The 18,872-nt window shown below is 70.0% G+C and carries 16 protein-coding genes; 12 read left to right on the forward strand and 4 right to left on the reverse strand.

Annotated features, from left to right (window positions below; translation table 11 throughout):
• Positions 1-35: 35 nt before the first annotated feature.
• Positions 36-896, reverse strand: a complete 861-nt coding sequence (locus tag AP234_RS31820; RefSeq protein WP_055483495.1) for a RecB family exonuclease — start codon at positions 894-896, stop codon at positions 36-38.
• Between the two features lie 106 nt (positions 897-1,002).
• Between AP234_RS31820 and AP234_RS31825 the strand changes: the two genes are divergently transcribed.
• On the forward strand, positions 1,003-2,136 hold the full coding sequence (locus tag AP234_RS31825; RefSeq protein ID WP_055483465.1) for a site-2 protease family protein: 1,134 nt from the start codon (positions 1,003-1,005) through the stop codon (positions 2,134-2,136).
• 144 nt (positions 2,137-2,280) lie between these two features.
• Entirely contained in the window at positions 2,281-3,771 is a 1,491-nt protein-coding gene (locus AP234_RS31830) for an FHA domain-containing protein (RefSeq protein WP_055483466.1), read from the forward strand.
• 3 nt (positions 3,772-3,774) lie between these two features.
• On the opposite strand, the gene AP234_RS31835 is transcribed toward AP234_RS31830, so the two are convergent.
• Positions 3,775-4,887, reverse strand: a complete 1,113-nt coding sequence (locus tag AP234_RS31835) for a GNAT family N-acetyltransferase (RefSeq protein WP_055483467.1) — start codon at positions 4,885-4,887, stop codon at positions 3,775-3,777.
• Positions 4,888-5,025: 138 nt separating this feature from the next.
• Between AP234_RS31835 and AP234_RS31840 the strand changes: the two genes are divergently transcribed.
• From AP234_RS31840 to dop, 4 genes are all read left to right on the forward strand, one after another.
• Positions 5,026-5,889: a tRNA (adenine-N1)-methyltransferase gene (locus AP234_RS31840; protein ID WP_055483468.1), complete on the forward strand. Its 864-nt coding sequence runs from the start codon at positions 5,026-5,028 to the stop codon at positions 5,887-5,889.
• Positions 5,890-6,094: 205 nt separating this feature from the next.
• Positions 6,095-7,858, forward strand: coding sequence for a proteasome ATPase (gene arc / locus AP234_RS31845; protein ID WP_055483469.1), 1,764 nt, complete (start codon positions 6,095-6,097; stop codon positions 7,856-7,858).
• Between the two features lie 192 nt (positions 7,859-8,050).
• Entirely contained in the window at positions 8,051-9,262 is a 1,212-nt protein-coding gene (locus tag AP234_RS31850; protein ID WP_200926809.1) for an acyltransferase family protein, read from the forward strand.
• A gap of 131 nt (positions 9,263-9,393) precedes the next feature.
• Positions 9,394-10,911, forward strand: coding sequence for a depupylase/deamidase Dop (gene dop / locus AP234_RS31855; protein WP_083502610.1), 1,518 nt, complete (start codon positions 9,394-9,396; stop codon positions 10,909-10,911).
• 28 nt (positions 10,912-10,939) lie between these two features.
• On the opposite strand, the gene AP234_RS31860 is transcribed toward dop, so the two are convergent.
• Positions 10,940-11,788: a serine/threonine-protein kinase gene (locus tag AP234_RS31860; RefSeq protein WP_055483470.1), complete on the reverse strand. Its 849-nt coding sequence runs from the start codon at positions 11,786-11,788 to the stop codon at positions 10,940-10,942.
• A 212-nt stretch (positions 11,789-12,000) separates the two neighbouring features.
• Between AP234_RS31860 and AP234_RS31865 the strand changes: the two genes are divergently transcribed.
• Entirely contained in the window at positions 12,001-12,210 is a 210-nt protein-coding gene (locus AP234_RS31865; protein WP_055483471.1) for a ubiquitin-like protein Pup, read from the forward strand.
• Between the two features lie 316 nt (positions 12,211-12,526).
• On the opposite strand, the gene AP234_RS31870 is transcribed toward AP234_RS31865, so the two are convergent.
• On the reverse strand, positions 12,527-13,789 hold the full coding sequence (locus AP234_RS31870) for a Gfo/Idh/MocA family oxidoreductase (protein WP_083502611.1): 1,263 nt from the start codon (positions 13,787-13,789) through the stop codon (positions 12,527-12,529).
• A gap of 191 nt (positions 13,790-13,980) precedes the next feature.
• On the opposite strand from AP234_RS31870, the gene prcB reads away from it, so the two are divergent.
• The 5 genes from prcB to AP234_RS31895 all read left to right on the forward strand — a co-directional run bounded on the left by prcB (position 13,981) and on the right by AP234_RS31895 (position 18,871).
• Complete coding sequence (prcB, locus tag AP234_RS31875) at positions 13,981-14,796, forward strand: proteasome subunit beta (protein ID WP_055483473.1); 816 nt, start codon at positions 13,981-13,983, stop codon at positions 14,794-14,796.
• Between the two features lie 26 nt (positions 14,797-14,822).
• Positions 14,823-15,638 (forward strand): proteasome subunit alpha, encoded by an 816-nt coding sequence (gene prcA / locus AP234_RS31880; RefSeq protein ID WP_083502617.1) that lies wholly within the window; start codon positions 14,823-14,825, stop codon positions 15,636-15,638.
• Positions 15,639-15,728: 90 nt separating this feature from the next.
• On the forward strand, positions 15,729-16,409 hold the full coding sequence (locus AP234_RS37500; RefSeq protein ID WP_055483475.1) for a hypothetical protein: 681 nt from the start codon (positions 15,729-15,731) through the stop codon (positions 16,407-16,409).
• Between the two features lie 40 nt (positions 16,410-16,449).
• Complete coding sequence (gene pafA, locus AP234_RS31890; protein WP_055483476.1) at positions 16,450-17,808, forward strand: Pup--protein ligase; 1,359 nt, start codon at positions 16,450-16,452, stop codon at positions 17,806-17,808.
• Between the two features lie 73 nt (positions 17,809-17,881).
• Entirely contained in the window at positions 17,882-18,871 is a 990-nt protein-coding gene (locus AP234_RS31895) for an FKBP-type peptidyl-prolyl cis-trans isomerase (protein ID WP_055483477.1), read from the forward strand.
• The last annotated feature ends 1 nt before the right edge of the window (position 18,872 follow it).

Consider the following 18,872-nt stretch of genomic DNA (forward strand, 5'->3'; position numbering starts at 1 on the left):
CCAACGGAGGAGACGGACGCCGGGCCGCGCCCGGGTCAGATCTCGTCGGTCGCGGCCCGCCTGCTCACCCGCGCGGACAGGCGGGGCTCGCGGTCGGGGACCGGCGGCGGCGTGCCGCCGAACTCCGGGCACAGCGCCTGATGATCGCACCAGTCGCACAGCCGGGAGGGCCGGGCCCGCCACTCGCGGGTGCGGACCGCCCGCTCGATCGCCGTCCACAGCGCCTCGACCTTGCGCTCGGTGGCCCGCAGGTCGGCCTCGTCGGGCACGTAGCGGAGGATCTCCCCGTTGCCCAGGTACATGAGCTGGAGCATCCGCGGCACGGCGCCCCCGCTGCGCCACAGCGCCAGCGCGTAGAACCTCATCTGGAACAGCGCCTTGGCCTCGAAGTCGCGCCCCGGCGCCGCGCCGGTCTTGTAGTCGACGATCCGCGTCTCCCCGGTGGGCGCGACGTCGAGGCGGTCGATGTAGCCGCGCAGCAGCAACCCGCTGTCGAGCACCGCCTCCACATACATCTCCCGCTGCGCCGGCTCCAGCCGCTGCGGATCCTCCAGCGTGAAGTAGCGCTCCACCATGCCCCTGGCCTGGGTCAGCCAGGCGTCCCGCTCCCCGTCGTCGGAGAAGAGCCCGCCGTATTCCGGCTCCTCCTCCAGCAGCCGGTTCCACTCCGGCTCCAGCAGGTCGAGGGCCGCCGCGACCGTACGGCCCTGCGCGGGCAGGTCGTACAACCGCTCCAGCACCGCGTGGACGAGCGTGCCGCGCACCGCCGCCGGAGAGGGCCGCTCGGGAAGCTGGTCGATCACTCTGAAGCGGTAGAGCAGGGGGCAGGTCATGAAGTCGCCGGCACGGGAGGGGGACAGCGCGCCGATGATCGAGCGCTCTTCGGCGAGGGTCATGCCCTGCACTGTAAGGCACCTGGCCGACAGAACGCCTCCCGGCCTCATACGCTGATCCCACCCGCGGCACGTAGCATCGGGGTCAAGGGAGGGAAGGCGGCGAGTTATGAGCACACCTGTCAACGGGTCGTCCCAGGGGCTGCGGATGGGGCGCCCGTTCGGTATTCCGGTGTACGTCTCACCGACATGGCTCATCGTGGCGGCGTTCATCACGATCACTTTTCAGCCGCACATCGCCGCCATGCTGCCCGGCTACGGCGAGTTCGGGACCTACGCCGTGGCGCTGGCCTTCGCCGTACTGCTGTATCTGTCGGTCCTGCTGCACGAGCTCGCCCACTGCGTCGTGGCCAAGCACTACGGCCTGCCGGTGCGCCGCATCACGCTGTACATGCTCGGCGGCGTCTCGGAGATCGAGCGCGAGCCGGAGACCGCGGGCCGCGAGTTCAACGTCGCCTTCGCCGGGCCGCTGCTGTCGCTGGGGCTCGCCGGGATCGGCTACCTGTTCTACGCCTTCGTGGTCCCCCCGACGGGCGTCATCACCGTGCTGGTCTGGCAACTGTGGTGGTCGAACCTGATCGTCGGCGTGTTCAACCTGCTGCCCGGGCTGCCGCTCGACGGCGGCAGGATGCTGCGCGCCGCCGTCTGGAAGGTCACCAGCAGGTCCGGCACCGGCACGCTCGCCGCCGCCTGGGTGGGCCGCGGCGTGGCCGTCGCGGTCGTCGCCGTGCCGCTGCTGCTGAACCTGATGGCCGGCCAGGAGCCGGGACTCGGCGAGATGCTGTGGTCGGTCGTGCTCGCCTCGTTCATCTGGATCGGTGCGTCCCAGTCGCTGCGGATCGCCCGGGTCCGGGCACGCCTGCCGCAGTTGCGGGCCCGGCTGCTGGCCCGGCGGGCGATCCCGGTCACCGCGGGCACGCCGCTGGCCGAGGCGCTGCGCCGCGCCGTCGAGGCGGGAGCCGGCGCGATGGTCCTGGTCGACCACGACGGGCGGCCGGTCGGGATCGTCAACGAGGCCGCCGTCAACGCCACCCCGGAACAGCGCAGGCCGTGGGTCGACGTCGGATCCGTGACGCGTAGCCTGGAGCCGTCGCTCGTGCTCGGCGCCGACCTGGAGGGGGAGTCTCTGCTCGACGCCATGCGCGAGACCCCGGCGGGGGAGTACCTGTTGGTCGAGCGTGGCGGCGAGATCTTCGGCGTGCTGGCCACGGCCGACGTCAACCGCGTGTTCAGCGGGGTCTGACCGGCCGCTGAGCGGCGCCTGAGCGATCCGATCGAGACCAATCCCCCGAGACCGGGTGGTGTCACTTTTTGCTACGTTCTGGGGGTCGAACGGTATCGACCGCGGCGCGGTTCATCCGGTGGCGTTTCCGGGAGGGAGAGTTCTGTGACGGAACAGGGCGTGGGGGTGGTCCGCCCGCTGCCGGGGGAGGGCGTGGTCGCTCATCTGAACGGCTTACTGCTGGTGTGCGCGACCGGCCAGCCGGTCGAGGAGTTGCTGGGAGCCCTGCACGAGACGGCCGTGGCCGGCGGGGACGGCCGCGCCCTGGCCCGCAGGGTCGCCCACGTCCTCGCCCGGGCCATGGACGGACAGATCACGGGTGAGCCGGTGGCCTGCGCCGTCGCCGGCCCGGTCGCCGGCGGGGTGGCCGTGTTGGTCAGCGGTGACGCGTTCGCGACCGTCTCGGGCGGCCCTGACGGCGACGTCCACCTGGCCGGGCGTGAGGCGCTCACCTGGATGGACCGGCTGGTGGCCGGCCCCGTCGCCAAGATCGAGCTGCGGCTGCCGGGGGCGGGCCCGGCCGTCCCGTACGGCAGGCTCGACGGCGGCGTGGTCACCGGAGCCGGCCTCGAATGCGACTTCACCCAGGCCGGTGAGCGCGCCTTCCCCCCGCCGCCCGTCCCGCAGCACCGGCCTCAGCAGGTGCGGCCGGCCCCTCCCGGCCCGCCCGAGCCGATCGCCGCTCAGGAGCCGGTGGTGCCGTCGCCCGTCGCGCCCGGACCGATCGCGCCGCCCGCGCCGCCCGCGCCGCCCGTGCCTCCGGGCCCGCCCACGCCGCCGTTGCCCGCTCCGCCGCTGCCGCCGCTTTCCGCTCCGCCGACCTCCCAGCCGCAGGCCGAGCCCGCGCCCATATCGGGCCCGCACCCCGGCACCGGTCCGAATTCCGGGCCGATCTTCGGGCCGGCCTCCGAGCCGATTCCACCGCCCGTCCCCGGGCCGATCTCCGGGCCCATCTCCGTACCCGTTCCCGGGCCGATGCCGGGACCGATCCCGGGGCAGGGGGACCACGCGCCGTCGGGGGAGGAGGCGCAGCCGGAGAGCCTGCCGCCGGACGTTCCCGCCGCCGAGGAGGAGCCGGGGGAGATCACCCGGCTCGACACTCCCCCCGACTCCGACGGGCTGCTCATGGTCTACGGCGTCGACTGCAGGAACGACCACTTCAACGACCCGCGCGCGCCCTACTGCGCCGTCTGCGGCGTCGGCATCGACCAGCGGGCCGTCGTGCCGTACAAGGGGCCCCGGCCGCAGCTCGGCGTGCTCCTGCTCGACGACGGGGTGGCGCTGTCGCTCGACGGCGACTACGTGCTCGGGCGCGACCCCGAGCGCGCGCCCGAGGTCCAGTCGGGCGAGGCCCGGCCGGTCCGGGTGACCAGCCCGGACGGCTCGGTCTCCCGGCGGCACCTGCGGATCGCCCTGAACAACTGGGACGTCAACCTGATCGATCTCGGCTCGGTCAACGGGACGCAGATCCAGCCGCCGGGCGACCCCAACTTCTACGACATCCCGCCGAGCGAGCCGGTCCCGATCCTGCCCGGCACGACCGTGCGGGTCGGCGTCTCCCGGACGATGCGCTACGAGGCCCGGCGCGGCGGGTGACCCTCAGGGGCGCAGGCGCACCCACTGGAGGTCGTCGACGCGGGTGCCGTCCGGGCCGGGCAGCAGGCCCTTCGCGAGGTGCTCGCGGGTGAAACCGGCCCGTTCGAGCACGCGGTGCGAGGCCGTGTTGCCCGGGTCGGTGCCGGCGACGATCCTGCCGAGCGAGGTGTCGGCGAAGGCCCACTCCACGAGCAGGCGCACGGCGCGGGTGACCAGGCCGCGTCCGCGGAAGCCGGGGTGCAGGCTGTAGCCGACCATGGCCTGGCCCAGCGGCGGGATGATGTTGGCGAGCTGGATGTCCCCGGCGAAGGCGCCCGTCTCCGCGTCTCTGATCACCATGTCGGCCTGCTGCCCGGCCAGCCATCGGTGGCCCGCGTACCGGCAGCGTTCCCGGGCCTCGGCGCGTTCGATCGGCTGCGGCGGCACACGGTAGCGGACGACGTCCGGGACGTTCGTCAGCGCGTGCCAGTCGTCGGCGTCGGCCGCCGCGAGCGGCGTGAGCCGTACGACCCCGTCGGTGAGCGCGCCGCCGGGATGACCGCCGGGGAGGAACGGCAGCAGCGGCGTGATCGGCTCGCCGGAGTCCGTGGCCAGCCGGGCGTACGCCGCCAGGTCGGCGCGGGAGCCGTCCCGCCTGGCCTGTGCCCCGCGCTGCACGCCTTCGAGGGCGAACCCGGCGCGGCGGGCGACCAACTGGCTCGCGACGTTCTCGACGTCGGCCCGCAGCGTCATGCGCGACAGCCCGTGGGCGAACGCCCAGTCGGCGAGCGCGCGCAGCGCGGTCGTGGCGGCCCCGCGGCCGCGTGCCCGGGGCGCGAGCCAGTAGCCGACCTCGCCGTTGCCGTACCGGTCCGCCGGCTGCAGGCCGATCACGCCCAGCATCTCGCCGGTCACCCGGTCGGCGATCACGAAGTTGGCCCCGCCCGCCTTCCAGGTGTCGGGGGTGACCACGGTGATCCACTCCAGCGCGTCGTTCGGGGTGTACGGCGAAGGGACCAACGGGATGAATCGAGCTATCGCCGGATCGGAGCAGGCCCGGGTCACGGCGTCGGCGTCCGCTTCGACGGGGAGCCGCAGGACGACCGGTCCGGCGGAGATGACCTCTTGGGGAAACATGCTCGATTGTTACCGGTCGCTTCGCCGATCCGCGACGGATTTCCCGCCCGGCAGAACAGCGGTGGAGGGCACCGGTGCCCCTCCCGCCGACCTTTGCCCCGGGCAAACCTCGGCGGTCGCGGCACTAGTGTTTTCAGCATGGGCTTTCGCAGGCACGGGCCGTTCCAGGCCGGAGATCAGGTTCAGCTCACCGACCCGAAGAACAAGCGGCACACGGTGACGCTGAAGGAGGGCGGGGTCTTCCACACGCACAAGGGATCGATCCCGCACGATGACCTGATCGGGCAGCCGGAGGGCTCGGTCGTCCGTTCCTCCGGCGGCACCGCGTATCTGGCGTTCCGGCACCTGCTGCCCGACTACGTGCTGTCCATGCCGCGCGGCGCGGCGGTCATCTACCCCAAGGACGCCGCCCAGATCGTCGCGATGGCCGATGTCTTCCCCGGCGCCCGGGTGGTCGAGGCCGGGGTGGGGTCGGGCGCGCTCACGTGCTTCCTGCTGCGCGCGGTCGGTCCCGAGGGATCGGTGACCTCCTACGAGAGGCGGGCGGACTTCGCCGAGGTGGCCACCAGGAACGTGCAGAAGTTCTTCGGTGGTCCGATGGACCAGTGGCGGCTGGTGGTCGGCGACTTCGTGGCGGCGCTCGACGAGACGGACGTCGACCGGGTGATCCTCGACATGCTCGCGCCGTGGGAGTGCGTCGACGCCGCGGCCAAGGCCCTCACTCCGGGTGGGGTTATCTGCTGCTATGTCGCCACAACCACCCAGATGTCCAGAACGGTGGAAACCCTGCGCGAGCACGGGAGTTTCACCGAGCCTCACGCGTGGGAGACCTTGATTCGCGACTGGCATGTCGAGGGCTTGGCCGTACGACCAGATCATCGGATGGTCGGTCACACCGGCTTTCTCGTCACGGCCCGTCGCATGGCGGAGGGGGTCACCCCGCCGCCGAGGAGAAGACGCCCGGCAAAGGGGGCGTACGGAGAAGGGGCCGAACTAGTGTGACGATTCAGCCACGAACCGGCAAAACCGCGTGACACGGGAACATAAGGGTGTGTTCCTAATGCTGAGCCGATTAAACGGTCCATTAGGCATCAAACGCCGAACACCCAACGTAACTACACGAACACTGCCCGGCCAGGTTACGTACAGCGCCAAGATAGGTAGGGTCTTGAGTAGTCGTTCTCGACGGGGAAGGAGGTGACGGGGCGTGGCAGCTCGCGACGACGCCGAGGCTCGAGCCGCGCAGCGCGAACGGGAGGTCGCGGATCTCACAACACAGGTCTCCTTCCTGCAGGAGGAGATCACCGCGCTGCGGCGGAAGCTGGCCGAGTCTCCCCGGCAGGCCAGGATCATCGAAGAACGTCTCCATGAGGCGCAGGCGCAGGTGGCCGCCCTCACCAGCCAGAACGAGCGGCTGGTTTCCACCCTCAAGGAGGCCAGGGACCAGATAGTCGCCCTCAAGGAGGAGGTCGACCGGCTGGCGCAGCCGCCGTCAGGCTTCGGTGTGTTCCTCGAGGCCAGGGAAGACGGCACGGTGGAGGTGTTCACCGGCGGCCGCAAACTCCGGGTGAACGTCAGCCCGGCCGTGGACGTCGAGTCGCTCAAGCGTGGCCAGGAGGTCATGCTGAACGAGGCGCTCAACGTCGTGGAGGCCCTCGGCTTCGAGGAGGTCGGCGAGATCGTCATGCTCAAGGAGCTCCTTGAGGACGGCGACCGCGCCCTCGTCATCTCGCACGCGGACGAGGAACGGGTGGTCAAGCTCGCGCACTCGCTGCTGGACCAGCCGCTGCGCGCCGGCGACTCACTCCTGCTCGAACCCCGGTCGAACTACGTGTACGAGCGGATCCCGAAGGCCGAGGTCGAGGAGCTCGTGCTGGAAGAGGTCCCGGACATCTCCTACGAGGAGATCGGCGGGCTCAACCGGCAGATCGAGCAGATCAGGGACGCCATCGAGCTGCCCTACCTGCACGCCGACCTGTTCCGGGAGCACCAGCTCCGTCCGCCGAAGGGCGTGCTGCTGTACGGGCCGCCCGGTTGCGGCAAGACGCTCATCGCCAAGGCCGTGGCCAACTCCCTGGCCAAGCAGGTCGCGGAGAAGACCGGCCAGTCCGGCAAGAGCTTCTTCCTCAACATCAAGGGCCCCGAGCTGCTGAACAAGTACGTCGGCGAGACCGAGCGGCACATCCGCCTGGTCTTCCAGCGGGCCCGGGAGAAGGCCTCCGAGGGCACCCCGGTGATCGTGTTCTTCGACGAGATGGACTCGATCTTCCGGACCCGGGGGTCCGGCGTCTCCTCCGACGTGGAGAACACCATCGTCCCTCAGCTCCTGTCGGAGATCGACGGCGTCGAGGGCCTGGAGAACGTCATCGTCATAGGCGCGTCCAACCGCGAAGACATGATCGACCCCGCGATCCTGCGGCCCGGCCGCCTGGACGTGAAGATCAAGATCGAACGGCCGGACGCCGAGGCCGCCAAGGACATCTTCTCGAAGTACCTGGTCAGCGAGCTGCCGCTGCACGCGGACGATCTGACCGAGCACGGTGGCAGCCGTGAGAGCACGATCCTGGAGATGATCCAGCGGGTCGTCGAGCGGATGTACGCCGAGAGCGAGGAGAACCGCTTCCTGGAGGTGACCTACGCCAACGGCGACAAGGAGGTCCTCTACTTCAAGGACTTCAACTCCGGAGCGATGATCCAGAACATCGTGGACCGCGGCAAGAAGATGGCCATCAAGGAGTTCCTCGACACCGGGCAGAAAGGCCTGCGGATCTCGCACCTGCTGGCCGCCTGCGTCGACGAGTTCTCCGAGAACGAGGATCTGCCCAACACCACCAACCCCGACGACTGGGCCAGGATCTCCGGCAAGAAGGGCGAGCGGATCGTCTACATCCGCACGCTCGTGCAGGGCAAGCAGGGCACCGAGGCCGGCCGGTCGATCGACACGGTCGCCAATACCGGTCAGTACCTGTAATTCGATACCGCGAAGTGGAGGGGGCGCGAGCGATCGCGCCCCCTCTCTCGTTCTGCCCTCTCCCTCGTTTCGCGTGCCCTGCCGACGCCGCTTCGTCGAGCGTGGAGTCTCGACCGCATATCGGCCAGGTCTCCGACTGGGCAAGATCCGAGAACCGGGGAACCGGCTCGTACGCGATCACGTCAAAGGTGAGTGATCTACCTAGGTGTTGCCGAGGACAAGGCCGCGGGGGGTCGGGCCACCGGAGACAGGGACGCCGGGGGTAGGGCCGGCGGGGGCGGCGGCACTCAGGCGGGGAAGGGTCGCCGCCTCGTCGAGCTGGACGCCCTCAGGTTCGTCGCGGCGTTCGCCGTCATGTCCTTCCACTACCTGGCGGCCAGCCGATCTCTGTGGAACGAGCACCCGACCACCCTGTTCTCCGAGGTCAACCGCCTGACGACGCTCGGCATCCTCGGCGTGGAGCTGTTCTTCCTCATCAGCGGATTCGTCATCCTGATGAGCGTGTGGGGCCGCACCATCGGTCAGTTCGCGATCTCCCGGGTGGCCCGGCTGTATCCGGCGTACTGGTTCGCCGTTCTCGTGATCTTCATCCTCTACCGCTTCAGCGGTGTCTCCGGCTTCGATCCGAAGCTCGACGACGGCGAGTACCTGCTCAACCTGACCATGCTGCAGGGCGCGTTCGGGGTGGGCCACGCTGGCAGCGTCTTCTGGTCGCTGTGGGTGGAGCTGCGCTTCTACGTCCTCGTTGCCGTGTTCTCGCTGTTCGGGGTCACCGTACGGCGCTGCCTGGTCTTCATGGGGACCTGGCTCGCGCTCGCCCTGGCCGCCGAGTTCACCCAGAACGACGTGCTGGTCTTCGTCTTCCTGCCCCGGCAGGCGTCGTACTTCATCGGCGGGATGGCCTTCTACCTGATCTACCGGTTCGGCGCGCGTGCCTGGGGGCCGTGGCTGTTCGTGGCCGCCTCCTTCGCGATGTCCCTGTACGTCGCCCAGCTGCGCGTGGGGTCACGGGTGGACATGATCGGCCTCAAGCACTTCCCCGCGCCGCCGGAGGGGGTGATCGTCGCCATTACGCTGATCTACCTGCTGATGGCCGCCGTCGCGCTCGGCTGGCTGCGCTGGCTGAACTGGCGGCCCCTGATCACCGTGGGCGCCCTGACCTACCCCCTGTACCTCCTGCACCAGAACGTCTCGGCCGTCCTCATCCCGGCCTACCGCGACGAGTTCGACCCCTGGGTGCTCGCCGCGATCACGATGGGCGTCTCCATCGCACTGGCCTATCTGGTTTACCGGATCGTCGACAAGCCGGGCCAGCGGCTGCTGAAGACCGTCCTGGAGGCGCTGCGCGCCCGTGTGCGCCCGGCCAGAGGCTCCAGGCGAAGTCATCGGGCATCCGTGCCGTAAGTGTCTGGCAACAGGGCATAGAGAAAGGGCCAGGGAGTGTTGACGCGGCCCGGGTCCGGCAGGGCATGGTTTGTGAAACATGACCTAGGCTCGGGGATATAACTGACGACGGCCTGAGCGGCGGGGTGCGAATGACGGTACGGCGGGTGATGGGCATCGAGACCGAGTACGGCATCGCCGTACCCGGGCAGCCCGGGGCGAACGCGATGGTGACCTCCTCACAGGTCGTCAACGCCTATCTCGCGGCATCGGCGGCGCGGGCACGCCGCGCACGGTGGGACTTCGAGGAGGAGAACCCGCTCCGCGACGCCCGGGGCTTCGACCTGGCCCGTGAGGTGGCCGACCAGAGCCAGCTCACCGACGAGGACCTCGGCCTGGCCAACGTGATCCTCACCAACGGCGCGCGATTGTACGTCGACCACGCTCATCCGGAGTACTCCACACCCGAGTGCACCAACCCACGCGCAGCGGTGATCTGGGACAAGGCCGGGGAGCGGGTGATGTACGACGCGGCGGTCCGCGCCTCGGCGATGCCCGGCAACGCCCCCATCCAGCTCTACAAGAACAACACCGACGCCAAGGGCGCCTCCTACGGCTGTCACGAGAACTACCTGATGCGGCGGGCCACGCCGTTCGCCGACATCGTGCGGCACCTGACACCGTTCTTCGTGTCGCGCCAGGTCGTCTGCGGCGCAGGCAAGGTCGGCATCGGGCAGGACTCGCGCGGCGACGGCTTCCAGATCAGCCAGCGGGCCGACTTCTTCGAGGTCGAGGTCGGTCTGGAGACCACGCTCAAGCGGCCGATCATCAACACCCGGGACGAACCGCACGCCGACCCCGAGAAGTACCGTCGCCTGCATGTGATCATCGGCGACGCCAACATGTCGGAGATCTCGACGTATCTGAAGCTGGGGACCACAGCGCTGGTCCTCGCGATGATCGAGGAGGGGTTCCTCACCGCCGACCTCACCCCCGAGTCGCCGGTCGCGGCGCTGCGGGCGGTGTCGCACGACCCGACCTGCCGGTACGAGATCGCCCTGCGCAACGGGCGGAAGATGACCGCCGTCCAGCTGCAGATGGAGTATCTGGAGCAGGCGCGCAAGTACGTCGAGGACCGCTTCGGCGCCGGCGCCGACGAGATGACCAAGGACGTGCTGGCCCGCTGGGAGTCCGTGCTCACCCGGCTCGCCGAGGATCCCATGCAGTTGTCCAGGGAGCTCGACTGGGTGGCCAAGCTGGAGATCCTGGAGGGCTACCGGACCAGGGACGGCCTGCCCTGGTCCCATCCGCGCCTGCAGCTCGTGGACCTGCAGTACTCCGACATCCGCCCCGACCGCGGCCTCTACAACCGCCTCGTGGCGCGCGGCCGGATGCAGCGGCTGGTGAGCGACGAGGAGGTCGATCGCGCCGTCGAGCTGCCGCCCACCGACACCCGCGCCTACTTCCGCGGCCGGTGCCTGCGCCAGTACAGCGACACGGTGGCCGCGGCCTCCTGGGACTCGGTGATCTTCGACATTCCCGGCCGGGAGTCGCTGCAGCGCGTGCCGACCCTGGAGCCGCTGCGGGGGACCAAGGCGCACGTCGGCGACCTGCTCGACCGGTGCCGCACCGCCGCCGACCTCGTCGCCGCGCTCACCGGGGAGAGCTGACCGCCCGCGTCCCAGGGAGAAGCCGTGCTCAGCGCGCCGAGGTGCGGGGCACGGGATCAAGGGCCCGGCGGCCGGGCGGCGCCGCCGGGATGCCCCGCCGCCGCAGGAACTCGACCAGTACGGCGGCCGCCTGCTCGGCCGTGGGCCGCTCGCGCGGGTCGCGGCGCAGCAGCGCCGTCAGCAGCCCCGTGAGCGGCCCGGCCGACGGCGGCGGGACGGACCCGCCGGCCGCGACGGGAGGCACGCCCTCGATGCCGAAGTAGAGCGTGGCGCCGAACGACCACAGGTCGGCCGCGACCGACGGCGGCGCCCCGTGCAGCCGCTCGGGTGCGAGGTAGACCCCGGTGCGCACGATCGGGACCGTGGCCGACGACGAGGAGTCGCGGTCGTAGGCCGCGATCCCGAAATCCGTGAGGACCACCCGGTCCTCGGTCAGCAGGACGGTGTCCGGACGGATGTCACCGTGCAGCACGCCCATCGCGTGCGCGTGCCGTACGCCGGCCAGGAGCTGGAACCCCACCCAACCGGCCCAGTGCACCGGCAGGCGCCCCAGGTGCCGCAGGGTGTCGCCGAGTGTGAGGCCCTGCAGCAGTTCGGTGACGATCCAGAGCCGGCCACGGTCCTCCAGCAGGTCGTGCACCGTGATGATCGCGGGATGGCTCAGGCGGGCGGCCGAGCGCGCCTCGCGCAGGGCCTGTCGTCGCGCCGCCGGGAGGTCCACCGCATCCGCCCGGTACGGCGGCTGCACCTCCTTGATCGCCACATCCCGCTTGAGGCGTAGATCGTGCGCGTGCCACATGATCCCCGCGCCGTCCCGGCGCAGTGGTGACAGCAGCCGGTAGCGCTTCGCCAGCAGTCGCCGTTCCCCGGTCTCCATCAGCCACCCGTCGTCCCATGATCCCGTAGGTCACATTCTCCCTGGGAACGGTCCCAACGGTGACCACAGGGGACGTACGGGAGCCCGACCTCGATAACGATCCGGTCTACCGGCGCCGGGCGGTGAAGACCGCGAGACCTTTCGCGCGCATTGTCGTCCGGTTCGGGGAAGATAGGGAGAGAGGGGTCCCCCGAGCACCGGAGGTGGGAGATATGGCGACCAAGGAGACCGGCGGCCAGAAGCAGACGGGCCGCCAGGATCACGAGGTCGAGGAGGTCGAGGCGCAGGCGTCCCCGGACGTGCAGGAGCGCAACGAGAAACTCACCGACGACGTCGACGCGATCCTCGACGAGATCGACGAGGTCCTTGAGGAGAACGCGGAGGAGTTCGTCCGCAGCTACGTGCAGAAGGGTGGTCAGTAGGGGGCCGGGCCGGCGAGGCCGACCGGTCGCGATCACGACGGGACGGAGCGCGGGCCGTACGAATTCTCCGAGACTTCCAGCGGGGCGGTGCAGGAGCCGAGCACGCCCCGCTGTCTCGTTCCCGGGCCGCCCAGAGGGCTCGCTCAAGTGATCGTCAGCCGGGGTGCGGGGAGCGAAGCGGGAGGGAACGAGGACCGCATGCCGGGATCCGCTCGCCGGGACCCGGCGGCGGACCGGAGCTTCCTCCCGGTGCGGCGACCGGAGCGATCAGGGACTTCCTCAGCGGTGTCCGTTCACTCGACCGATGCCCCAGCGGTCAGGGGCCGCCGGTGCCCTCCCCGGCCTCCTCCGCGCATTCGCCGCCCAGCTGCGTCCCGGTGGAGCCGGCGTACGCACGGATGATCCGCTGGGCCGCGACGATGTCCCGTAGCGCCCCGCCGAGCCCGGTGAGCGGCGGCTCGTCCTGGGTGACGAACCGGTGGAAGGCGACGAGCTGCCGCTCGAAGGCCTCGGCGACGTCCAGGAAGACCATCGTCCGTTCGGTGGTTCCCACCCGCGATCTGACGGAGAGCCGGGTCGGCGCGTTGAGCAGGTAGGGGGAGGGGAAGAGCAGCTCCAGCGAGCCGTGCTCGTGGTGCAGCGTCACCGACTCGTGGTAGGCGGGGTAGCTCGGCAGGTAGTGCCAGCGCAGGCCGTACCTGCCGCGTCCGGCGGCGGCCGGCGTCCCGGGCAGGGCCCCGGTCACCTCGATCGACGGTGGGAAGGCGTCCGGCGGCCAGACGGCCACGTGGTCCACGGTCGGCGGGATCCGGGAGTCCTGTCCCCGATGCGGCCGCGCAGACCCCTGAAACGGCCCCTGAGACGGCCCCTGAGACGGCCGCTGGGATGACCATGGGGACGGTCCGGGGGACGGCTCGGCGAACAGCCGCATGAGCGCCAGTTCGTGGCTCACGCTCCCCAACAGGACCTCGGAGTAGAGGCGGCGCAGCCGTTCCGGCGCGGCGCCGACGGCGGCGGTGACCGACCGCTCCGCTGCCTCCAGGTAGGGGGCGATCCGCTCGGGGCGAGGGGAGCCGGACGCCCGCGCGCGGGCGAACAGGCGCTGGGACTCCCCGGAGGGATGCAGCACGGTGACGTCCAGGTGGCGCACGCACTCCGGGCCGCCGACCTCGTGGAGGCACTCCAGCAGCCGCTGGACCGCGGGGTCGTACTGCTTCATGTAGCCGACCATCAGCCGGGCCTCGCCCGCCGCCGCCAGGTCGCGCACCTCGGCACGGCTGTAGGCCAGGGGCTTCTCGCACAGCACCCAGTGGCCGCGCTCCAGCGCGGCCCGCACGAGAGCGCCGTGACAGCCGGGGGTGAGCACGAGCACCGCATCGACGCCGCCCGCGTCCAGCATCTCGGCCGGGTCGCCGTACGCCCGTGCGCCCAGCCCGCGGCCGACCTCCTCCGCGTGGTCGCGGTCCAGGTCGCACACGGCGGCCACCTGGAACATGTCCCACCGCCGGGCCAGCAGCGGCAGGTAGACGACCTGCGCGACCACGCCCAGCCCCACGACGCCCACTCTCAACGCGTCCATGGCCCCCCGCCCCCGCGTCACCTTTTCACGGCATCACCGTCCCCAGGCCGGAACTCCTGGAAACCGTACGGCTCGGGCACCGGTTCGCGTTCAGCTGATCGGGAAGAGTGCAACGAGTGGGGAGACATGAGTAGGGTCGGGCGTAACAACGCAAGCTTGGAGGGAGTCGCGTGGCATCTCAGCAGGCCTGGATGAACCACCTCTTCACGAACACGGGGTCGTCGTCGTTCACCGAGTTCCTCGGGGCCTACGCCCCGAATCTGCTGCCCACCCGGGAACGGGCGCTGGCGGCGCCGGTAGGCGACCAGATCCCGCACGCGACCACGATCGTCGCCGTGACCTGCGCAGGCGGAGTCGTCATGGCAGGTGACCGGCGCGCGACCTCCGGAAACATCATCTCGCAGCGGGACATCGAGAAGGTCTTCCGCACCGACGACCATTCCTGCATGGGCATCGCGGGCACCGCGAGCATGGGTCTGGAGGTGGCCCGGCTCTTCCGTGTGGAGCTGGAGCACTACGAGAAGACGGAGGGCAGGTCGCTGTCCACCGAGGGCAAGGCCCAGCGCCTGGCCACCATGATCCGTGGAAATCTGGGCATGGCCATGCAGGGCCTGGCGGTCGTCCCGCTGTTCGCGGCGTACGACGAGAACGCGGGCAAGGGCCGCATCTTCAGCTACGACGTGGGCGGCGGGCCGTACGAACAGCATGACCACCACTCGATCGGCTCGGGTTCGATCTTCGCCAGGGGTTCGCTGAAGAAGCTGTACCGGCCGGAGTCCACCCCCCGGGACGCGGTGCTGGCGTGCCTGCACGCGCTCTACGACGCGGCCGACGACGACTCGGCGACCGGCGGGCCCGACGTCACAAGGAAGATCTGGCCGGTGGTCGCCGTGATCACCGAGGACGGCTTCCGCCGACTGCCGGACGAGGAGGTCGCCGAGCTCGTCCAGTCCATGCTGGAGGGGCGGATGACCGATCCAGAAGGCCCGACCGCGCCGCTGCGCTGACGTAGAGAGGATCACCCCCGGTGTCCATGCCCTTTGGATATGCCTCACCCGAGCAGATCATGCGGGACAGGGCGGAGTATGCGCGTAAGGGCATCGCGCGTGGCCGCAGCGTGGTCGTCATGCAGTACGCGGACGGCATCCTGTTCGTGGCCCCCAACCCGTCCAAGGCCCTCCACAAGATCAGCGAGATCTACGACCGGATAGGCTTCGCCGCGGTCGGGCGGTACAACGAGTTCGAGTCGCTCCGCCTGGCCGGCATCCGCTATGCGGACATCAACGGATACACCTTCAACCGCAACGACGTGACCGGCAGGGGACTCGCCAACCTCTACGCCCAGCAGCTCGGAATGATCTTCACGGAGTCGATCAAGTCGCTGGAGGTGGAGATCGTCGTGGCGGAGGTCGGGGAGAGCCCGAACGACGATCAGATCTACCGGCTCACCTTCGACGGATCGGTCTTCGACGAGCAGGGAATGGCCGTCATAGGCGGTCAGTCCGACGCGGTGGCCGGACGGCTCAAGGAGCGCTACCGGGACGGGCTGCCGCTGCCGCGCGCGCTCGACGCGGCCCTGGCCGCGCTGACCGAGCCGGGCGGCGAACGGCCGCCGTCCACCCAGCTGGAGGTGGCGGTCCTCGACCGGAGCAGGGAGCACCGCAAGTTCCTCCGGCTCACCGGCGCACGCCTGGAGCGGCTGCTGGCCGAGGCGGCGGCCGCCGCCGAGCAGGAGGCCGAGGAGGCCCCCGAGAGCCCGGAGAGCGGCGAAGAGGGTACGGCCCCGGCCGGCGACCGGACGCCGCCGACCGCGCCGGAGGGCGACATCGACACGGGCTCGCCCGAATAGGCGGAAGCCGGGCCGGAGCCGCCGGACCGCCGGGAGGCGATGATCGAGATGGTCACAACCAGATCGGGAGTTCGCTAGTCTCATCCGGTTATGACGACATTTGACCTTTTCCGGCGGGCGGCGGTTCCGGCCGCGGCCGCCGTCGCACTCCTCTCCCTGTCCGCCTGCTCCGGCGAGGCCGGCTCCCCCGTGGCCGCCACCGCGACGGTCACGGTGACGGCGACGCCGGCCGAGCCGTCCGCCGAGGCTCCGTCGGAGGCGCCGGAGGAGCCGGAGGGCTCGGCGAGCCCCTCGGCCGAGCCGGTCGCCCAGCCGGCAGAAGACGAGGAGCGGCAGCCGATCTCGGACAAGACCCCGGCGGTGTTCGGCGAGGTCTTCCAGTCCGATCCCGGCCACGACTTCACCAAGGGCATCAGCCCGAGCCGGGACGGCGTCCTGCGCGGCGAGATGCGCGCGATGAACGACGCGAACGTGGCCGAGTACGTTCCGGTTCGCTGGGTGCCGGAGTACGGCGGTTCGACCTCGGGCCGCTTCGAGGGACCGCCCGAGGGCGACGTGACCGCCTTCGCCGCGCCGATCGCCCAGAACGTCGTCTTCCTCAGCGCCGTCGGCTGCGACGGTAAGGACCAGACGATCAACAGCAGCTATGTGGGAACCCAGCGCTGCTCCCGGGACAGGCTGATCTCCCGGGCCGACAAGGGCGGGCTGTACGCGCTGATCACGGTCAAGAATCGCCAGATCGTGAAGGTCGTCGAGATCTACACGTCCTGATCACTGTTCGATCGCCCGTTTCGGGGAATAGGGTTAGGTGATGGATCGACGCATCTTCGGGCTGGAGAACGAGTACGGCGTCACCTGCACGTTTCGCGGACAGCGGAGGCTGTCACCGGACGAGGTGGCGCGGTACCTGTTCCGGCGAGTGGTGTCCTGGGGCCGATCGAGCAACGTCTTCCTGCGCAACGGTGCGCGTCTCTACCTCGACGTGGGCAGCCATCCGGAGTACGCCACCCCGGAGTGCGACAACGTCGTGGAACTGGTGACCCACGACAAGGCGGGTGAGCGCATCCTGGAAGGTCTCCTCGTGGACGCCGAGAAGCGGCTCCGCGAGGAGGGCATCGCGGGAGACATCTACCTGTTCAAGAACAACACGGACTCGGCCGGCAACTCCTACGGTTGCCACGAGAACTACCTGGTCGGCAGGCACGGTGAGTTCGGCCGGCTGGCCGACGTCCTCATCCCCTACCTGGTGACCCGGCAGATCATCTGCGGCGCCGGAAAGGTGCTGCAGACCCCGCGCGGGGCGGTCTACTGCGTCTCCCAGCGGGCCGAGCACATCTGGGAGGGGGTCTCCTCGGCGACCACCCGATCCCGGCCGATCATCAACACCAGGGACGAGCCGCACGCCGACGCCGAGCGGTTCCGCCGGCTCCACGTGATCGTCGGCGACTCGAACATGAGCGAGACCACCATGCTGCTCAAGGTCGGCGCGACCGACCTGGTGCTGCGCATGATCGAGGCCGGCGTGGTGATGCGGGACCTGTCCCTGGAGAACCCGATCCGGGCCATCCGCGAGGTCTCCCACGACATGACCGGACGGCGACGGGTCCGGCTGGCAAACGGGCGGGAGGCCTCGTCGCTGGAGATCCAGCAGGAGTACCTCACCAAGGCGAGCGACTTCGTCGAGCGGCGCGGCGGCGACGAGATCAGCAAGCGGGTTCTCGAGCTGTGGGAGCGCACGCTCAGGGCGGTGGAGACCGGTGATCTCGACCTCGTCTCCCGGGAGATCGACTGGGTCACCAAGTACCAGATGATTGAACGTTACAGGCAGAAGTACGACCTGCCGCTGTCGTCGCCACGGGTCGCACAGCTCGATCTGGCCTACCACGACGTGCACCGCAAGCGCGGGCTCTTCTACCTCCTGCAGAAGCGCGGGGCGGTCGAGCGCGTGGCGAGCGACGTCAAGATCTTCGAGGCGAAATCGGTTCCGCCGCAGACCACGCGGGCCAAACTGCGCGGAGAGTTCATCCGCAGGGCCCAGGAGAAGCGGCGCGACTTCACGGTCGACTGGGTGCACCTGAAGCTCAACGATCAGGCCCAGCGCACCGTGCTGTGCAAGGATCCGTTCCGCAGCGTGGACGAGCGGGTCGAGAAGCTGATCGCCGGAATGTGATCCTTTACATCCGGCAGACAGTGGGTTCGGGTAGTGTTTCCCGGACCCACTTGTCTTCCTGAGGAAACCCCACATGCGCCGCCGTACGGCAATCGCCGCCGCCACCATTCCCCTGTTGTTCGCCGCGGCCTGCGGCACCGCCCAGCGGACCACCGCCACCGGTGCCAGTGCCTCCGCCGGTGCGTCCGCCGGCGCGTCCGGGCCCGTGGTCTCCGCTGACGACATCAAGGTGGAGGGGCAGGTCGGTTCGAAGCCCAACGTCACCTTCCCGGCCGGGACCCCCGCGCTGACCTCGGTCTCCCGCACGATCATCGAGGGTGAGGGCGCGCCGGCCAAGGACGGGGACGTGCTCACCGCGAACGTCACCGTCTACACCTGGGACGGCAAGGAGAACAAGTCCGGGGGCTCGGCCTACGACCAGGGCAGGGCGGAGTTCGTCAGCGTCAGCCCGCAGTTGCCCAAGCCGCTGCACGAGGCCCTGCTCGGCGCGAAGCCGGGCAGCCGCAAGCTGGCGGTCATCGCGAAGGACAGCCTGGAATCCGGGCAGGTCGAGGAGGCCAAGAATCAGGGGGTCGACTTCGGCGCCAGCAACCAGGTGATGGTGATCGACGTGATGGGGGCCGTGGCGAAGTCCGTGGAGGGCCCCGCCGTCGATCCCGGCATCAAGGGCGTCAAGCTGGAGAACCCGGGTGGGGACAAGGCGCCCACGCTGACCACCAAGACCGACGCCAAGCCGTCCGACAAGCTCGTCGTCAAGACGGTGATCAAGGGCACCGGTCCCGAGGTCAAGGCCGGCCAGCAGATCATGGCCCACTACGTGGGCAAGATCTGGGGCAGCGACAAGCAGTTCGACTCGAGCTGGGAGCGTGGCGAGCCTGCGTCCTTCGCCCTTGACCAGGTCGTGAAGGGCTGGTCCGAGGGCCTCACCGGCGTCCCGGTCGGCAGCCGCGTGCTCCTCACGATCCCGCCGGACCTCGGGTACGGCAAGGACGGCAACGAGCAGGCCGGGATCAAGGGCACCGACACCCTGGTCTTCGTCGTCGACGTCCTCGGCGCCGCCTGAC

The organism is Sphaerimonospora mesophila (genome assembly GCF_001417795.1).
GTDB lineage: Bacteria > Actinomycetota > Actinomycetes > Streptosporangiales > Streptosporangiaceae > Sphaerimonospora > Sphaerimonospora mesophila.